Annotated in this window: 18 protein-coding genes; 9 read left to right on the plus strand and 9 right to left on the minus strand. The window is 64.2% G+C overall.

Going from position 1 to position 16,329, the window contains the following annotated elements; genetic code table 11:
• From NV1_RS10875 to NV1_RS10880, 3 genes are all read right to left on the minus strand, one after another.
• On the minus strand, positions 1 to 309 hold the full coding sequence (locus NV1_RS10875; RefSeq protein ID WP_067888625.1) for a putative quinol monooxygenase: 309 nt from the start codon (positions 307 to 309) through the stop codon (positions 1 to 3).
• 194 nt (positions 310 to 503) lie between these two features.
• Positions 504 to 1,685 carry an McrC family protein gene (locus NV1_RS42025; RefSeq protein WP_084525246.1) on the minus strand — a complete coding sequence of 394 codons (1,182 nt, stop codon included), beginning with the start codon at positions 1,683 to 1,685 and terminating at the stop codon, positions 504 to 506.
• Positions 1,685 to 2,854, minus strand: coding sequence for an AAA family ATPase (locus NV1_RS10880; protein WP_067888628.1), 1,170 nt, complete (start codon positions 2,852 to 2,854; stop codon positions 1,685 to 1,687). Before NV1_RS10880 ends, NV1_RS42025 begins: the two co-directional genes overlap by 1 nt.
• 167 nt (positions 2,855 to 3,021) lie before the next feature.
• Between NV1_RS10880 and NV1_RS10885 the strand changes: the two genes are divergently transcribed.
• On the plus strand, positions 3,022 to 3,438 hold the full coding sequence (locus tag NV1_RS10885) for a PPOX class F420-dependent oxidoreductase (protein ID WP_067888630.1): 417 nt from the start codon (positions 3,022 to 3,024) through the stop codon (positions 3,436 to 3,438).
• Positions 3,439 to 3,568: 130 nt separating this feature from the next.
• Positions 3,569 to 3,844 carry a hypothetical protein gene (locus tag NV1_RS10890; protein WP_067888632.1) on the plus strand — a complete coding sequence of 92 codons (276 nt, stop codon included), beginning with the start codon at positions 3,569 to 3,571 and terminating at the stop codon, positions 3,842 to 3,844.
• A gap of 53 nt (positions 3,845 to 3,897) precedes the next feature.
• On the opposite strand, the gene NV1_RS10895 is transcribed toward NV1_RS10890, so the two are convergent.
• On the minus strand, positions 3,898 to 4,521 hold the full coding sequence (locus NV1_RS10895; RefSeq protein WP_067888634.1) for a DedA family protein: 624 nt from the start codon (positions 4,519 to 4,521) through the stop codon (positions 3,898 to 3,900).
• A 185-nt stretch (positions 4,522 to 4,706) separates the two neighbouring features.
• Between NV1_RS10895 and NV1_RS10900 the strand changes: the two genes are divergently transcribed.
• The 3 genes from NV1_RS10900 to NV1_RS10915 all read left to right on the plus strand — a co-directional run bounded on the left by NV1_RS10900 (position 4,707) and on the right by NV1_RS10915 (position 6,808).
• Positions 4,707 to 5,126 carry a hypothetical protein gene (locus NV1_RS10900; protein ID WP_067888636.1) on the plus strand — a complete coding sequence of 140 codons (420 nt, stop codon included), beginning with the start codon at positions 4,707 to 4,709 and terminating at the stop codon, positions 5,124 to 5,126.
• 488 nt (positions 5,127 to 5,614) lie between these two features.
• A complete protein-coding gene (locus NV1_RS10910; RefSeq protein ID WP_067888640.1) occupies positions 5,615 to 6,385 on the plus strand; it encodes an SDR family NAD(P)-dependent oxidoreductase in 771 nt (256 codons plus the stop codon).
• A gap of 135 nt (positions 6,386 to 6,520) precedes the next feature.
• A complete protein-coding gene (locus tag NV1_RS10915; protein ID WP_067888642.1) occupies positions 6,521 to 6,808 on the plus strand; it encodes a muconolactone Delta-isomerase family protein in 288 nt (95 codons plus the stop codon).
• Positions 6,809 to 6,876: 68 nt separating this feature from the next.
• Here NV1_RS10915 and ilvC read toward each other — a convergent pair whose 3' ends face one another.
• The 3 genes from ilvC to NV1_RS10930 form a co-directional block, all read right to left on the minus strand.
• The gene (gene ilvC / locus NV1_RS10920) at positions 6,877 to 7,890 is read right to left on the minus strand and encodes a ketol-acid reductoisomerase (RefSeq protein WP_067888646.1); all 1,014 of its coding nucleotides are present in this window, start codon (positions 7,888 to 7,890) and stop codon (positions 6,877 to 6,879) included.
• A 224-nt stretch (positions 7,891 to 8,114) separates the two neighbouring features.
• Positions 8,115 to 8,618, minus strand: coding sequence for an acetolactate synthase small subunit (ilvN, locus tag NV1_RS10925; protein WP_067888649.1), 504 nt, complete (start codon positions 8,616 to 8,618; stop codon positions 8,115 to 8,117).
• Entirely contained in the window at positions 8,618 to 10,579 is a 1,962-nt protein-coding gene (locus NV1_RS10930) for an acetolactate synthase large subunit (RefSeq protein ID WP_067888652.1), read from the minus strand. The genes ilvN and NV1_RS10930 overlap by 1 nt, the downstream gene beginning before the upstream one ends.
• Before the next feature lie 357 nt (positions 10,580 to 10,936).
• Between NV1_RS10930 and NV1_RS10935 the strand changes: the two genes are divergently transcribed.
• A complete protein-coding gene (locus NV1_RS10935; protein ID WP_084525248.1) occupies positions 10,937 to 11,428 on the plus strand; it encodes a PH domain-containing protein in 492 nt (163 codons plus the stop codon).
• Between the two features lie 321 nt (positions 11,429 to 11,749).
• Positions 11,750 to 13,591 carry a dihydroxy-acid dehydratase gene (gene ilvD / locus NV1_RS10945; RefSeq protein WP_067888656.1) on the plus strand — a complete coding sequence of 614 codons (1,842 nt, stop codon included), beginning with the start codon at positions 11,750 to 11,752 and terminating at the stop codon, positions 13,589 to 13,591.
• A 231-nt stretch (positions 13,592 to 13,822) separates the two neighbouring features.
• Here ilvD and NV1_RS10950 read toward each other — a convergent pair whose 3' ends face one another.
• Complete coding sequence (locus NV1_RS10950) at positions 13,823 to 14,434, minus strand: TetR/AcrR family transcriptional regulator (protein WP_067889049.1); 612 nt, start codon at positions 14,432 to 14,434, stop codon at positions 13,823 to 13,825.
• Positions 14,435 to 14,589: 155 nt separating this feature from the next.
• Between NV1_RS10950 and NV1_RS10955 the strand changes: the two genes are divergently transcribed.
• Positions 14,590 to 15,087 (plus strand): nitroreductase family deazaflavin-dependent oxidoreductase, encoded by a 498-nt coding sequence (locus tag NV1_RS10955; protein WP_067888659.1) that lies wholly within the window; start codon positions 14,590 to 14,592, stop codon positions 15,085 to 15,087.
• A gap of 34 nt (positions 15,088 to 15,121) precedes the next feature.
• Positions 15,122 to 15,250, plus strand: coding sequence for a hypothetical protein (locus tag NV1_RS46330; protein ID WP_281181813.1), 129 nt, complete (start codon positions 15,122 to 15,124; stop codon positions 15,248 to 15,250).
• A 35-nt stretch (positions 15,251 to 15,285) separates the two neighbouring features.
• Here NV1_RS46330 and NV1_RS10960 read toward each other — a convergent pair whose 3' ends face one another.
• The gene (locus NV1_RS10960) at positions 15,286 to 16,320 is read right to left on the minus strand and encodes a TIGR03842 family LLM class F420-dependent oxidoreductase (RefSeq protein WP_067888662.1); all 1,035 of its coding nucleotides are present in this window, start codon (positions 16,318 to 16,320) and stop codon (positions 15,286 to 15,288) included.
• Between the last annotated feature and the right edge of the window lie 9 nt (positions 16,321 to 16,329).

Below are 16,329 nucleotides of genomic sequence, written 5' to 3' on the forward strand. Positions count from 1 at the left end.
TCAGTCCGGCAAACCCTTGTGCGCGAGCGGTGTCAGGAATTCCACGCGGAAACTGCTGATGTACTTCTCCCGCTCAGACAGGAAACGCACTGTATGTGGCTGAGTTTCATGCTCATCGAACGCATCCCGGTCGCGGTAGACCTCATAGAAAACCCGTGCGAGTGGCTCCCCCTCGATGGTGTGCGTCGCGTACATGAGAGTGCCGGGTTCACCTATGCGGATGGCGGCAACAGTCTCAGCGACCAGAGCATCGAAGTCGGCTGCCTTGTCGGTGTCGGCCAGATCGAAACGAACGACCAGAGCGAACATCGGAATCCCTTCGTATCGGCTGCCCGGCGTTGTTGTGAGCCAGGCGGTCTCACCGTACCGATGCAGTCCGCCAGACGCTGGGCAGTAACGATCTGCAGCCGACCGCTGGCCCCTCGAGGTGCTCGGCGATCTCAGTCGGTCGTTGCCGCTCGCCGCCCCACCCAATGAACAGGAGATCTCGAATAGCTTGTACCTTATGGGTTCCCGCGCATGATCACATGTGCTAGAAGCTCGATGTTCTTCAGCAGCTCATTGGGAGGAGAAGCTAGATCCAGAGTATGGCAATGGATTGCGATTCCGCAGTTGTGGATTTCATGAGTTCTTGCCGAGCCGTTACCTTTCGCATAGATCAGATGACCCTCCTTCAGATCGAGTACCGAGCAATAGGCAAGCATCTGATACAGATCAACTTCAGGAAAGCCCCTCGGTCGCTCAGACTTATATTTTGCATCCACAACAGCAATCGGCTGTCCATTATCACCGTACCAGACAAGGTCTGGACGGATCTTTACATGAGAGCCTTTATCTAGATCTTGCACATCCTGTAATTTCGGTTTTCCCCCGAATTGACGCATAGCCATGCCGAGCGCCCCAGTAACGAAATCTTCGTATATCTTAGACATGTCGAACATGAATCCAGATACCGCGAGCGGGCCGTTATCCTGATTGAAGGAACTATTGTCCAGAATCACTTCAGCGAGTCGCAAAGTGTCATGATATCTGACATTCAGTCGGTTAGCCGACCATTTCGGTGCCCCCTCCCACTTGCGCGGTAAGGTTATATCATCCAACATCACTCGTATCCTGCTGAGACGCTGTCGTGCCGAACCTTCGACATCGGGCATACCCAGTAGCCTGAGTGTAGCAAGTAATATTACCTTGTTCTCAGCCACATCGGGAGTGAAGTCGTCGTACTCTACGGCCACCGGAAGCGGCATTCCGAAATTTCTCGTGATTTGATCCCGAAATCGGACCCTGCCGCGCATAACGGAGAGACGGTCCGCGACCGTTGCATACCCCTGCAGAAGCCCTTGGTCGATAGATTGCGACGCCAGTCTGACGAACGATTCCGCAACAGCCGGAAACAACCCGTCCGCTTTTTCCAAGCGAACAAACTCGTCTCGCCAAATCGCAGGATTCGAACAATACCCAATGAAGAACAGCAGTCGATTCATCTCAGTTATTTTGGGACGAATATTGAGCTGCACATCGCCAAACCTTATAGATCCTACGTGCTGCCGCGGTTTGACCGAGTACTTTCCACGCGATTTCCGGGTAACCGTGGATACCTTGAGCTCCACCAATGCCTCGTACTCCTCAGCCGATAGATCAACCGCCCCCGTGTCACCCCATTCGACCAGATCGAGACGTTTCATTACGCCGGGGCCCCTGGTGTCGATTCGCCATCGCGAGCAAGCTTACGAATCACTTCCAGCGAATACTCTTCTCGTACAACAAAATTCGGATCACCGTAATGATATTCTTCCAACAGAGGAAGTATAGATGTACGCCATATGCGTTCAATACCATCATCGGATGCAGCAGAAGCTCGCATGAAGTACGAGGGACCGATCTTGAAATCTTCGTCCGGTATCTTCGAGTTCAACGCATCCATAAGGTCCGCTGGCTCACTACCGTACTCCCTGTCTGTCAGCCACCGGCGAAGCACGTCCTTGGTCGGATGCTCCGAAGGATGCAGCGCAATGAATGCGAACCGTCGACGTAGGGCAGAATCCAAGAGCGCAATTGATCGATCGGCCGTGTTCATCGTGCCGATGATGACAAGATTATTCGGGAGAGTGAACGTCGGATCCGATTCATCGGAATACATTAGACTCAAGTTGCTGTCACGATACTCCAGCAGAAAGTACAGCTCACCGAATATCTTCGCGATATTTCCACGATTTATCTCATCGATCACGAGTGTGTAGATTCTATCCGGATTCATCCTGGCCTCATCGGCCAGAACCTTCAGTGGACCGTGGTGTACATCGTACTGAAGTTGTCCGTTGCCGGATCTGCTCGGTCGAAATCCTTCGAAGAAGTCTTCGTACGAGTACGAAGGGTGAAACTGTACGACTTTAACGTTTTCTTTGCCGGAAAAATACTCCGCCAACGCCGTGGCGAGGTAGGTCTTCCCGGTGCCCGGCGGGCCATAAAATATGAGCTGCGGACGATCTCTAAGTAGTTCTATGCACTGCTGAATCCATTCCTTCGAGACGAGAAGCTTATCAGCCAATTTCTCAGTAGCGTCAGGGAACACCGGTTTTATCTCGGGTGGAAAACCGCCCGGATCGCTCTTTTGGCGACCGAACGCGCTACGCAGGATACGCATGAGCCCAGCAGCCTGCTCACGGTCGAGTTGCATCGACTGGCTACTCTTCGGGGGAGACTCTCGATTTTCCGACCCGAAAGTCGACAAATGCACCAAAGTCTCCCCGTCCGGACTCTCGAGCACCTTGTACTCGCAGGTGACACCCTCTTCGAGCTTATGCGGCCGGATACGGTCCTGCGTACTCGGAACGATCCGCAAAATGCGGGCCATCGATTGAACTCCCCTACAACATGGACGCTAGATTGACTCTGTTCCATTCAGACTAGCGTCCAAACGACTACCCCACCAAAGCCCACGCAACCAACCCACCTCGACGCTTATGGAACGCTCGATCGCCATCTTGACCTCAATGTTGCTTGAGGTTTTAGTATCGACTCATGCCCTTCACCGACATCGAACGCGCTTACCTCCACACCCAGAACCTCGGCCGCCTGGCCACCGTAACCCCAGGTGGCAAGCCCCTCATCGCCCCCGTCGGCTTCCAACTGAACGACGACGGGACCATCGATATCGGCGGCCCCAACCCGGAGTCTCAGCGATACCGGAACGTCCAGGCCAACCCGAATGTCACCTTCGCCGTGGACGATATGACTCCCGACGAGCCGGACGCGGTCAAGCCCGGGTGGGGGCGCGGAGTCATCATTCGGGGACTGGCGGAGGTGCTCACCGTGGAGACGCCGCCGGTTGCCCCGGACTGGTTCTCCAACAAGATCATTCGGAGTCGGCCGGTTCGGATTCACAGTTGGCACATCGATCCGGACAAGCCCGAGGGGGAAGTGCGGGTCGTGGGATAGGGGTTGTCCCGGAGGGGGTCTCATCCTTGCGGGGGATTCTGACCCGGAAGTCGGGCCGACACCGGTGACCTTCGGTTGGTTCTGCGCGAAAATTCAAGCAGGGCAATCGAGTTGGGAGACGGTGAGCGGAATGAGCAAACGGCATATGGCGCGGGTGGCGGTCGCGGCGGCGATCGTGGCGATTCCGCTTGCGGCGCTGGCTGTTCCGGCGCAGGCCGAGCCGACCACCCCGCACGCGACGCAGGTCCGGCACGAGCACTGGAACGCGGCGTGGGACGTGCCGGGGACCTGGGACAATTGGAACCGTTATGGCCGGTGGGACGACCGCAACCCCTACGAGCGTCGTCACCACCATCGCCCGGATTGGCAACGCCCCGTACCTCCGGGATGGTTCGGGAGCAGCTAGACCCGGGTGCGACGGCCCGGCACCGCACGGGGTGCCGGGCCGTCGTCGTTCGATCAGTGCCGGTCGTCGATGGTCGGGGGACGATGGTGACGCCGCCATTTCCAGATGACGACACCGATGACGACGAGCACCACGACGACGAGCGCCGCCCAGGCATCGACGCGCGCGAGAATCGCCGTGAACGACTCGCCGATCGCGTAGCCGGCCATCACCATCGCGCAACCCCAGATGATCGCGCCGACCGTACTGGTGAACAGGAATCGCGCATAGCTCATCGAGGACATGCCGACCAACTGCGGCAGCATGGTTCGGAAGAACGTGCTGAAGCGGCCGAGGATCACGGCCCAGCTGCCGTGGCGTTCGAAGTACCGGCCGGAGCGGTCCAACCGCTCGCGATGACGTTCGAAGATCGCCCAGCGCAGGATTCGCGCGCCGAAGACCCTGCCGGTGCCGAATCCGACGCTCGCGCCGATGATCGCCGCGATGACGACGAGCGCGAGAGTGGTCGGCAGATCCAGCCGTCCGCGGTTGGCGGCGACGCCGGCCAGGATCGCGGCCGTATCGCCGGGCACCAGAAGTCCGAAGACCATGGCCTCCTCGGCGCACACCAACAGCGCCACCACCAGGTACGTCCACACCGGTGGAAGGCTGAGGATGCGCTGAACCAGCGAGTCCATACCAATGACGCTAACCATTGCGGGGGTGGTCGTGCTCGGGCGACCCCGCGAGTCGCAACGCCCGCACGATATCGGCACGGGCATGATCGACGGCTACGTTCCGAATGGAACAACTCGAACGTCAGCTTCGACATACCTCACACAGATCGACCCGAACACGAATCGACCCTGAAGGAGCCGAACGGATGAAATTCGGTCGCATCGCCGCCGGTATCGCACTCGCTGCCGCCGCCCTCACCACGCTCCCGGCCGTCGCCTCTGCCGACGACCCGCAATTTCCGCGCAACGGCGTGATCCCACCCGGCACATACCACATCACCAGGCACCCCTCCAACGTCCTGGGCTCGCCCATGGAGAACTGTGACCTGCAAGTTTTCCTGGACCACGTCGTTGTCGTCCTGGTCTGCGGGGAGTCCGGAGTCACCGGACGCCAGTCCCCGATCGGACCCGACGAAACTCGCGTCACCTTCGACGGCAGGCCGTTCGGCCTGGATCTACAGGACATCGATCCGCGGTTCGGACATTGGATCGGCGTCCCGAATATCGCCGGCACACAGCTGAAGGCGCCGTATCCCCTGGCGGGAATCACGCTGAACCGCCGCTGATTCGGCAGAGCCCGGCTCCGCGGAGGGGTTCCTGCGTGGAGCCGCTCGGCTCATCGAGGAGCATGCCGCGATCTCATCCGAGAGGCCTCGGACCAGGCAACTCGCCCACCGGGACTCGAGCGAAAGAATACTGTCGCGTCGGCCGGCCGAACTTCAAGATCACCGCCGTCCAATCGCACGCGAGCGACCCAGGTGCGGCCACCGCGCGGTGGCCGCGGCTGCCCCGGCCGTACACCCCGCCGTTCCCGGGGATCGAAACCTTCGCGGACAAGATCATCCACACCACCGCCCGGGATCAGGAATGCGACCTCGCAGGCCGCCGGGCGGCGCTTCTGTGGCGCGCAGAGGGTGAGCAGGATGCGCCCGTGGTGGAGGCAGGAAGGGCCGCAGGATAGGGATACGGTACGCAACCAGCTGGTAGAACTGACTGCGACCGTCGTCAGTTCAGCGTCGGACGCACCGTGTTACCCGTGAGAGAGGCCGACTCAGTGGACCATAGCTCATTTCAGAAACTCTTCGACCTCAGCGGACGGACCGCGATCGTCACTGGCGGCACTCGGGGTATCGGGCTTGCACTGGCCGAGGGGTTGGCGTGTGCAGGGGCGAAAGTTGTTGTCGCCAGTCGGAAGCCGGAGGCTTGTGAGAAGGCGGCGGAGCGGTTGCGGGCGTTGGGGGCCGAGGCTGTCGGGGTGCCAACCCATTTGGGAGAGGTCGATGGGTTGCAGGCGCTGGTGGCGAGGACGGTGGAGGCGTTCGGCGGGGTCGACATCGTGATCAACAATGCCGCCAACGCACTGGCTCAGCCGTTGGAAGTCATGCAGAAGGCTGCGGTGGACAAGTCGTTCGCGGTGAATGTGCAGGGGCCGTTGTTTCTGGTGCAGGCGGCGCTGCCGTATCTGCGGCAGAGCAAACACGCTGCCGTGCTGAATTTCGGATCCATCGGGGCGTTGGGGTTCTCCGGCGGGCTGGCGATGTATTCGGCGGGTAAGGCGGCGTTGTTGTCGTTCACCCGCTCGATGGCCGCCGAATTCGCCGCCGACGGGATCCGGGTGAACGCGATCGCACCCGGTGCTGTGGACACCGATATGGTGCGCAACAATCCGCAGGAAGTGGTGGACGCGATGGCCGCGGCACCGTTGCTGCGGCGGCTCGGTGAGCCGGACGAACTGGTCGGGCCCGCGCTGCTGTTGTGTTCGAACGCAGGCAGTTTCATCACCGGGCAGACGTTCGTCATCGACGGCGGCACCATTCCGCGCTGACCACGAAGGCGACAGGCGCTGGAGCGGGATTTTGGATCATCGAGAAGTACGACGACGATTGCCCTACACAGCTGAGGCTCACCTTGATTCTCGGCATACCTCACCCAACCGATTCGCATCGAACGGAGAAGAACCATGAAGGAGTTCCTGGTCGAGATCACCACGACGATTCCCGACGGCACCGATCCGGCCGAGGTCGACGCACGCCGCGCCGCGGAAGCCGTCCGCGCCAAGGAACTCGCGGCCACCGGACACCTGGGCAGGCTCTGGCGCCCCGTCGGCGAGATGCGCAGCATCGGTCTGTGGCGAGCGGAAGACGAAAACGACCTCTGCACAAACGTTCTCGGATCATTGCCGCTCAAGGACTGGATGAACTTCGAGATCACCGCCGTCCAGCCACACCCGAACGATCCCGGCGCGTAGCACCGACCCGAAACGCACTGCGGCCCGGCACCTTCGGAAGGTGCCGGGCCGCAGTTGATGCGAAAACCCTACGCGGTCTCGGTGATCGGCCGGTCGACCCAGCTCATCAGGCCGCGCAGCTTGGCGCCGGTGACCTCGATCGGGTGCTCGGCGTTGGCCTTGCGCAGGCCCTCGAGCTCCTTGTTGCCGCCCTCGACGTTGGCAACCAGGCGCTTGACGAAGGTGCCGTCCTGGATGTCCTTCAGGATCTCCTTCATGCGCTCCTTGGTGCTCGCGTCGATGACGCGCGGACCCGAGAGGTAGCCGCCGAACTCGGCGGTGTCGGACACCGAGTAGTTCATCCGCGCGATGCCGCCCTCGTACATCAGGTCGACGATCAGCTTCAGCTCGTGCAGCACCTCGAAGTACGCCATCTCCGGCGCGTAACCGGCCTCGACCATGACCTCGAAACCGGTCTTGACCAGCTCCTCGGTACCACCGCAGAGCACGGCCTGCTCACCGAACAGGTCGGTCTCGGTCTCCTCCTTGAAGGTGGTCTTGATGACGCCCGCGCGGGCGCCGCCGATGCCCTTCGCGTAGGACAGCGCCAGCGCCTGACCCTGACCGGTCGGGTCCTGGTCGACCGCGATCAAGCAGGGCACGCCCTTGCCGTCGACGAACTGACGACGCACCAGGTGGCCGGGGCCCTTGGGGGCGACCATGCCGACGGTGACGTTGCCCGGGGCCTTGATCAGGCCGAAGTGGATGTTCAGGCCGTGGCCGAAGAACAGCGCGTCGCCGTCCTTCAGGTGCGGCTCGATGTCGTTGGTGAAGATCGACGCCTGCGCGGTGTCGGGGGCGAGCAGCATGATCACGTCGGCCCACTCGGAAACCTCGGCGGGGGTGCCGACCGTCAGTCCGGCCTCCTCGGCCTTGACCCGCGACTTCGAGCCCTCCTTCAGGCCGATGCGGACCTCGACGCCGGAGTCGCGCAGGCTCAGCGAGTGCGCGTGCCCCTGCGAGCCATAGCCGATGACGGCGACCTTGCGTCCCTGGATGATCGACAGGTCGGCGTCGTCGTCGTAGAACAGCTCGATAGCCACTGTTTGTATCCCTTCGCGGATGATCCCCGAGCGTGCCGGGGAGTGTGTTCGGTGCGCGCCACAGGCGCATTCAGTTCAATGCATCAATTTCGATCGGACCCCGCGGCAGCGGGGGAAAGCAGTTGCGCCGACCTATCGACCGACGACAACCCTAGTCCTCGCGACGCCGCGTCGATGCAGCGCCCGTCCTCTACCACCGCGTACGGCGCGCGTTGCGAGCGACGTCACCGGGTCGCGGTGATCGATTTCGGACCGCGCCCCACCGCCACCACGCCGGACTGCACGATCTCCCTGATGCCGTACGGCTCGAGCATCCGCAGCAGCGCGTCGAGTTTGGACCGGGTGCCGGTCGCCTCGACGGTGAGCGCATCGGGCGAGACGTCGATCACCTTGGCGCGGAACAGATTCACCGATTCGATGACCTGCGTGCGCACGCTCGAGTCGGCGCGGACCTTGACCAGGATCAGCTCGCGAGCCACCGAGTTGTCCGAATCCTGCTCCACGATCTTGATGACGTTCACCAGCTTGTTGAGCTGTTTGGTCACCTGCTCGAGCGGCAGGTCCTCGACCGTCACCACGATCGTCATCCGCGAGACGTCCGGCAGTTCCGTGCCGCCGACCGCGAGGGATTCGATATTGAATCCGCGCCGCGAGAACAGGCTCGCCACCCGGGCCAGCACGCCGGGCTTGTCCTCCACCAGCACGCTCAAGGTGTGGGTGGTACTCATTAACGGTCCCCCTTCTGCCCGGCCTGCTCGTGCGCCATCGCCTCGTGGATCACCGAGGGCTCCGCGGCCGCTTCGTCGTCGTCGAACAGCGGGCGGATGCCGCGGGCTGCCATGATCTCGTCGTTCGAGGTGCCGGCGGCGACCATCGGCCACACCTGCGCGTCCTTGCCGACGATGAAGTCGATCACCACGGGACGGTCGTTGATGGACTGCGCCTCGCGGATCGCGGCCTCCACCTCCTCTTCCTTCTCCACGCGAATTCCGTGGCAGCCCAACGCTTCGGCGAGCTTGACGAAATCGGGGATGCGCAGGGTGTGCGTGCCCAGATCGGTATTGGAGTACCGCTGTTCGTAGAACAGCGTCTGCCACTGCCGGACCATGCCGAGGTTGCCGTTGTTGATCAACGCGACCTTGATCGGCACGCCCTCCACGGCACAGGTGGCCAGCTCCTGATTGGTCATCTGGAAGCAGCCGTCGCCGTCGACCGCCCACACCTCTTTGTCCGGCGCGCCCATCTTGGCCCCCATGGCCGCCGGGACGGCGTAACCCATGGTGCCCAGACCGCCGGAATTGAGCCAGGTGCGCGGCTTTTCATACTTGATGAACTGCGCGGCCCACATCTGGTGCTGGCCGACGCCGGCGCAGTAGATCGCGTCGGGTCCGGCGAGCCGGCCGAGCTTCTCGATGACGAATTCCGGGGAGAGCGAACCGTCCGAAGACGGGGTCCAGCCCAGCGGATAGCTCGCGCGGATACCGTCGAGGTAGCTCCACCACTCCGAAAGTTCCAGCAGCGGGCCCGGAGCGGAGCCTGCGGAGCGACCAGAAGACACAGCTTTCGTGGCCTCATCGTTCTTGAGGGTCTCGATCAGCTCGGCGATCACCTCGCGGCAGTCGCCCACGATCGGCACGTCCGCGTGCCGGTTCTTACCGATCTCCGCGGGGTCGATATCGGCGTGGATCACCTTGGCGTTCGGGGCGAACGAATCGAGCTGTCCGGTCACGCGGTCGTCGAAACGCGCGCCCAGGGTGATCAGCAGATCCGACTTCTGCAGTGCCGCAACGGCTCCCACGGTGCCGTGCATACCCGGCATACCCATGTTCTGGCGGTGGCTGTCCGGGAACGCGCCGCGCGCCATCAGCGTCGTGACGACCGGGATACCGGTCAGCTCGGCCAGTTCCAGCAGTTCCGCCGAGGCGTCGGCCTTGATCACGCCGCCGCCGACGTACAGCACCGGCGACTTCGAGTCCAGGATCATCCGGGCGGCCTCACGCACCTGCTTGCCGTGCGGTTTCGTCACCGGACGGTAGCCGGGCAGCCGCATCTCCGGCGGCCAGCTGAACAGCGTCTGCGCCTGCAGCACATCCTTGGGGATGTCGACCAGCACCGCGCCGGGACGACCCGTCGAGGCGAGGTGGAAGGCCTCGGCGATCATCCGCGGGATGTCGAGCGGATCGTTGACCAGGAAGTTGTGCTTGGTGACCGGCATGGTGATACCGGAGATGTCCGCCTCCTGGAAGGCGTCGGTGCCGATCAGGCTCCGGCCCACCTGACCGGTGATGGCCACCAGCGGCACCGAATCCATCTGCGCGTCCGCGATCGGGGTCACCAGATTGGTCGCGCCCGGACCCGATGTGGCCATGCACACACCGACCTTGCCGGTGGCCTGGGCGTAGCCGGTCGCGGCGTGACCCGCGCCCTGCTCGTGCCGGACCAGTACGTGACGGACCTTGGTGGAATCGAACAGCGGATCGTAGACCGGGAGTACCGCACCGCCCGGAATGCCGAAGACCGTGTCGACGCCGAGCTCCTCGAGGGAGCGGACGACCGACTGCGCGCCGGTGACCCGCTCGGGCGGGACCTGGCGGCGGTTCGGTGCGGCAGTAGTCGCGGATGCCGGCTGATTGGCCGAGGGCGCGGGCCTGCGGGCCGAGGGCCCGGGCCGTGCGGTAGGTGCGCTCACCGTCTTGATCCTTTACTGCTTGTCATTCCCAGCGGAACTGGCCTGAACACAAAAAAGCCCCCGACAGCCGATGGCTGATCGAGGGTGGCGCGTCGCAGCTACGAGCTGAGGTAATCAGTCTCAGCGCTGGACGCGCCGGCCGATTACGAGGAGCTCGATTCGATTCACGCGCACGACGGTATTCGCGCGTGCGGCGTTGAGTCAAATTCCCTGACATGGGTGTCTCATCATGTGAGACAGGGCGGTATCTGTGTCCGATCGCCTTGATGCGAGGATGTGGGTGTGTCCTCGTCGCATCAGTCCGTGCCACCTACTCGATCGTCCCACACCGCAGACCAGCCGGGCGATACGGGTCGGGTGATCAGAAACCCGCGCCTCGGTCATCTCGCCGTGTTCGTGCTGCTGTTCTGTGTGGCGTTCGCCTTCTTCGGATGGCCCCAGGTGCTGTGGATCTTGTTCGTCATCCCGGTCGCGGTCGCGATCTGGATCGAGCGCACCCGCACGAAGGTGTCCGCGGCCGGATTGGATCTGCGGACATTCTTCGGTTCGCGGCATATCGACTGGTCACAGCTACACGGGGTGAGCATTCCGAAGCGCGGCTACGTGCGCGCGCATCTGTCCGACGGGTCCGAGGTGCCGCTGCCCGCGGTCGGATACGACCGGTTGCGCATTCTGGTCGAGGCCAGCGGTGGTCGCATCCCGGACCCGTTCGCGGCGGCCGAAGAAGCCGAGGCGAAGGCCCGCGCCGAGGCCGCGGCAGCGGAACAGGAAGCCTCCGAGGACACCGGCGAAGAGACCGAGATCACCAACGCGACCGCCGAATCCGGCGCGAAAGGCGAGGACGACTGATCTCGCCCGAGTGGGACCGATCCGCGTGCGCATCCGGCGCGGTGGTTCCCCGGCGATGGCGTCCCACCGATCCGCCCCGAGTCGCGCCGAGCGCCGATCTCGGACGTGGCGAAGCGGATGTGCCCGGACGCGGGAATATCGGTCGCGGCACGTGTGCTGAAAATCGAATCGGCCGATCGCGGCACACCAGCAACACGCGGTCCGCCGAGTCGCCCACCGGCGCATAACCTCCTCCTCACTCGGGAGTACCGTAAAAGGGCCGTCCAGGCAGTCACCAGTCGCCGACCAGCCCCCGCGACGAGATTCGAGGACCCGACACCTATGCCACCGCTTCGTTCACGCACCACCACGGCCGGACGCAACGCCGCAGGCGCACGCGCGCTGTGGCGGGCCACCGGCCTCACCGATTCCGATTTCGGTAAGCCGATCGTCGCCATCGCGAACTCGTACACCCAGTTCGTTCCCGGCCACGTGCATCTGAAGGACGTCGGCGAGATCGTTGCGGACGCGGTCTGGGCCGCGGGCGGTGTACCGCGCGAATTCCACACCATCGCCGTGGACGACGGCATCGCGATGGGCCACGGCGGCATGCTCTACTCGCTGCCCAGCCGTGAGATCATCGCCGATTCGGTGGAGTACATGGTCAACGCGCACACCGCCGACGCGCTGGTGTGCATCTCCAACTGCGACAAGATCACTCCCGGCATGCTCAATGCCGCGATGCGGCTCAACATCCCGGTCGTGTTCGTCTCCGGTGGCCCGATGGAGGCCGGTAAGGCCGTGGTCGTCGGCGGTGTCGCGCAGGCGCCGACCGACCTGATCACCGCCATCTCGGCCAGCGCCTCGACCGCCGTCGACGACGAGGGTCTCACCGAGGTCGAGCGCAGCGCCTGCCCGACCTGCGGTTCCTGTTCGGGCATGTTCACCGCCAACTCGATGAACTGCCTGACCGAGGCGCTGGGCCTGGCGCTGCCGGGCAACGGCTCCACGCTGGCCACCCATGCCGCGCGGCGCGCGTTGTTCGAGCGGGCCGGCACCGCCGTCGTCGAGGCCGCCAACCGCTGGTACCGCGAGGACGACGCCTCGGTGCTGCCGCGAAATATCGCCAACGCCAAGGCTTTCCGCAACGCGATGGCCCTGGACGTGGCCATGGGCGGTTCCACCAACACGGTGCTGCACACCCTCGCGGCAGCGCAGGAGGGTGAGATCGACTTCGACCTCGCCACCATCGACGAGATCAGCCGCCGGGTGCCGTGCCTGTCGAAGGTCTCCCCCAACTCCGACTACCACATGGAAGACGTGCACCGCGCCGGCGGCATCCCCGCCATCCTGGGCGAACTGCGTCGCGCGGGGCTGCTGGAAACCGACGTCTCGACCGTGCACACCCGCAGCTTCGACGAATGGCTCGACACCTGGGACATCCGCTCGGGCAAGGCATCCGACGAGGCGATCGAACTGTTCCACGCCGCACCCGGCGGCGTGCGCACCACCGTGCCGTTCTCCACGGAAAATCGCTGGTCGTCCCTGGACACCGACGCCGAGGGCGGCTGTATCAGGGACCTCGCGCACGCCTACACCGTCGAGGGCGGGCTGTGCGTGCTCCGGGGCAATATCGCCCCGGACGGCGCGATCCTCAAGACCGCGGGTATCGATGAGGACCTGTTCACCTTCGAGGGTCCGGCCGTGGTGCTCGAATCCCAGGAGGACGCGGTCTCGGCCATCCTCGGCAAGAAGATCACCCCCGGCGACGTCGTGGTCATCCGGTACGAGGGCCCCGCGGGCGGCCCGGGTATGCAGGAGATGCTGCACCCCACCTCGTTCCTGAAGGGTCTGGGCCTGGGCAAGGTCTGCGCGCTGATCACCGACGGCCGCTTCTCCGGCGGCACCTCGGGCCTGTCCATCGGCCACATCTCCCCCGAGGCCGCCAGCGGCGGCACCATCGGCCTGATCGAGGACGGCGACCGCATCCGCGTCGACGTGCACACCCGCGCGTTGGAACTGCTGGTCTCCGACGAGGTTCTCGCCGAACGTCGCGCGAAAATGGATGCGCGCGAACGGCCTTGGCAGCCGGTCAACCGTGATCGCCCGATCACCACCGCGCTGCGGGCCTATGCCGCGTTGGCGACATCGGCCGACAAGGGCGCTGTGCGGCGCGTGCCGTAACCGCTCTCCCTCTCCCCGCGAATTCGGGCCCGCTCGTCACGAGTGGGTCCGAATTCGTTTGCGGGAGGTCGAGCGGATGCCGACGGGCGAGCCGTTCACTCTGCCGCAGAACGTCTTCCGGCGCTCAGGGCTACATCGTGCATCAGATGGCCCGCACGGATCGAGACCTCGCGTTGTGTGCTCCGACGACGGCGGAGAAGTCTTGCGAGACTTGATTGCGGCGACCGCCTGTTACGGCACCCGGCGAGAGGTGTGGACAAGCGCCGGAGCGACCCAGTTGGTCAGGTAGCTGCGCAGTTCTCGGCCGCGGCGTGGTGGCCGACCGGGGTCGATGACGAACGACTGGACAATGCGAAGCATATGTTCGACGAGTTGGTCCAGGTCGGCGCCGGTGATTCCGGCCGCGGCCCAATCGACGGAGAAGCGTTGCAGGATCGAGCGGCCGAATGCCAGTGCGGTATCGGAGGTTACACCGGCGGAGAAGGCGCTGGCGCGTCCCGGGGCTAGCAGCAGGTTCAGGTATTTCTCATGTGGTAGGCGTTCGAGAGTGTGGGCGATGCCTTCCACCACGGCGGTGGCGGGGTCGCGGATATCGCGCAGGTGCTCGGTGAGGGCGTCGAGGAAATGTCCGGTCTGTGCGACGGCGGTCGCGGTCAGCAGCATTTCGGCACTGGAAAAGTAGCGGTACACGGTCTGACGGGTGACGCCGAGCTCACGCGCGACCTCCGCGACGGTGAAGTCGCTGCCGGATCGATCGATCGCCGCGCGTGCAGCGGCCAGAATCCGTGCGACGGCCTCCTCGTCATCGACGGGCGTCGCCCCGGACCATCCATGTGTGCGCACCGGATTGTTCACCCCTTCACCTGCGCCGGGTCGGGATCGAGGGTACCGGCCGGCGTGGACCGGGCCCGCACGTCGGCTGGTGCCGTGCGCTACGAGCCTTGACCATACATACTAGGTCAGCTGTATGGTCGTATTCCCTGGACGAAAGGAACACCATGACCGCCGTCACACCGCCGCGCCCGAAACAACTCGACTCCCCGCTGCTGCCGAAGATCTTCAAATACGCAGGCAGAGCCCAGGTTTGGGTGTACCGGTGCACCAACGGACGGATCGGCGGGAAGTGGCGCATCGGCGCCGGGTTCCGTAAGCCGGTACCGACCCTGCTGCTGGAACACCGCGGCCGGAAGTCCGGAACGACGTACACCACGCCCCTGCTCTACATCACCGACGGTGACGATACGGTCATCGTCGCGTCGCAGGGCGGGCTTCCCAGACACCCGCAGTGGTACCACAACCTGCGCGCCCATCCGGACACGCACATCCAGATCGGCCGCGACCACCGGCCCGTCCACGCCGTCACCGCCGACCCGCAACAGCGCGCTCGCCTGTGGCCGATCCTCGTCGACGCGTACGCGGACTTCGAGACGTACCAAGCCTGGACCGACCGCGAAATCCCGGTGGTCATCCTCCGGCCCCGCTCGACGCACGACTGAATCCCACCCCGCGCCTGCCGAGCCGGGGCATCGGGTGAGGTTCGCGACCGCCGCCGAATGGGGTGGCGCGGCGGCGACGCCGGGCTCCGAACCAGCCATGGCAGGCATCCACTTCGGCTGGAATCAGCTGCTGGACAACCTCACTCACGCCATCACCGCCTGAGCCGACTCGACGACCCCTGCCGGATCGTTGGTCCGTCACTCACCCGCACCTGTATCCCGCAGCGCCGCCACGGCCGGACTCATCTGCGGTACGACGACCTCGCCGTATACGCGCATGGTCTCCTCCTTGTTGTCGTGCTGCAGATACCCGGCGAACTGATCGACCCCGAGCGCGGCGAGCCGGCGCAGTTTGGCCAGGTGCTCCTCGGGGGTGCCCAGGATGCAGAAGCGGTCGACGACCTCGTCGGTGACGAAGTCCGCGTGGGTATTTCCCGCGCGGCCGTGCTGGTTGTAGTCGTAGCCGTGCCGCCCGGCGATGTAATCGGTGAGCGCCGCGGGAATCTGCCCGCTCGAGCCGTAGCGGGCCACGATGTCGGCGACGTGGTTACCGACCATGCCGCCGAACCAGCGGCACTGTTCGCGCATGTGCGCGTAATCGGTCCCGATGTACATCGGAGCTGCCACACAGACTTTCACCGCGTCCGGATCGCGCCCGGCCGCCGCGGCGGCCTGCCGGACGGTGCGGATCGTCCACTCGGCGATGTCCGGGTCGGCCAGCTGCAGGATGAATCCGTCGGCGACCTCACCCGTCAGGGCCAGGGCCTTGGGCCCGTACGCCGCGACCCACACCTCCAGTCGCGAACCCGCGCTCCACGGGAATTGCACTGTGCGGCCGTCGAATTCGACAGGGCGGGAATTGGCCAACTCCCGGATCACATGGATCGAATCGCGCAGCGTCCGCAGTGTTGCGGGATGGCCGCCGCCGACCCGCACGGCCGAATCGCCGCGCCCGATGCCGCAGACGGTGCGATTGCCGTACGCCTCGTTGAGGGTGGCGAAGGTGGACGCGGTCACCGCCCAGTCCCGGGTGGCCGGATTGGTCACCATCGGGCCGACCGTAATTCGCTTGGTCTCGTTCAGTATTCGGCTGTGCAGCACGTAGGGCTCTTGCCACAGGATGTGCGAATCGAAGGTCCACACGTGGCTGAAGCCGTACGCCTCGGCCAGTTTCGCAAGGTGCACCGTGCGCGCCGAGGGCGGATCACACTGCAGTACCGCGCCGAATTGCATTGCCGCCTC

Origin of the sequence: Nocardia vaccinii NBRC 15922, assembly GCF_001613305.1 — a bacterium.
Lineage (GTDB): Bacteria > Actinomycetota > Actinomycetes > Mycobacteriales > Mycobacteriaceae > Nocardia > Nocardia vaccinii.

Excerpts from the sequence above, each read along its gene's own strand:
- ilvN (WP_067888649.1), bottom strand. The coding sequence starts at position 8,618 with ATGAGTACCACCCACACCTTGAGCGTGCTGGTGGAGGACAAGCCCGGC.
- NV1_RS10880 (WP_067888628.1), bottom strand. The coding sequence starts at position 2,854 with ATGGCCCGCATTTTGCGGATCGTTCCGAGTACGCAGGACCGTATCCGG.
- NV1_RS10955 (WP_067888659.1), top strand. The coding sequence starts at position 14,590 with ATGACCGCCGTCACACCGCCGCGCCCGAAACAACTCGACTCCCCGCTG.
- ilvD (WP_067888656.1), top strand. The coding sequence starts at position 11,750 with ATGCCACCGCTTCGTTCACGCACCACCACGGCCGGACGCAACGCCGCA.
- NV1_RS10900 (WP_067888636.1), top strand. The coding sequence starts at position 4,707 with ATGAAATTCGGTCGCATCGCCGCCGGTATCGCACTCGCTGCCGCCGCC.
- NV1_RS10875 (WP_067888625.1), bottom strand. The coding sequence starts at position 309 with ATGTTCGCTCTGGTCGTTCGTTTCGATCTGGCCGACACCGACAAGGCA.
- NV1_RS10885 (WP_067888630.1), top strand. The coding sequence starts at position 3,022 with ATGCCCTTCACCGACATCGAACGCGCTTACCTCCACACCCAGAACCTC.
- NV1_RS10890 (WP_067888632.1), top strand. The coding sequence starts at position 3,569 with ATGAGCAAACGGCATATGGCGCGGGTGGCGGTCGCGGCGGCGATCGTG.
- NV1_RS10915 (WP_067888642.1), top strand. The coding sequence starts at position 6,521 with ATGAAGGAGTTCCTGGTCGAGATCACCACGACGATTCCCGACGGCACC.
- NV1_RS42025 (WP_084525246.1), bottom strand. The coding sequence starts at position 1,685 with ATGAAACGTCTCGATCTGGTCGAATGGGGTGACACGGGGGCGGTTGAT.
- NV1_RS10895 (WP_067888634.1), bottom strand. The coding sequence starts at position 4,521 with ATGGACTCGCTGGTTCAGCGCATCCTCAGCCTTCCACCGGTGTGGACG.
- NV1_RS10960 (WP_067888662.1), bottom strand. The coding sequence starts at position 16,320 with ATGCAATTCGGCGCGGTACTGCAGTGTGATCCGCCCTCGGCGCGCACG.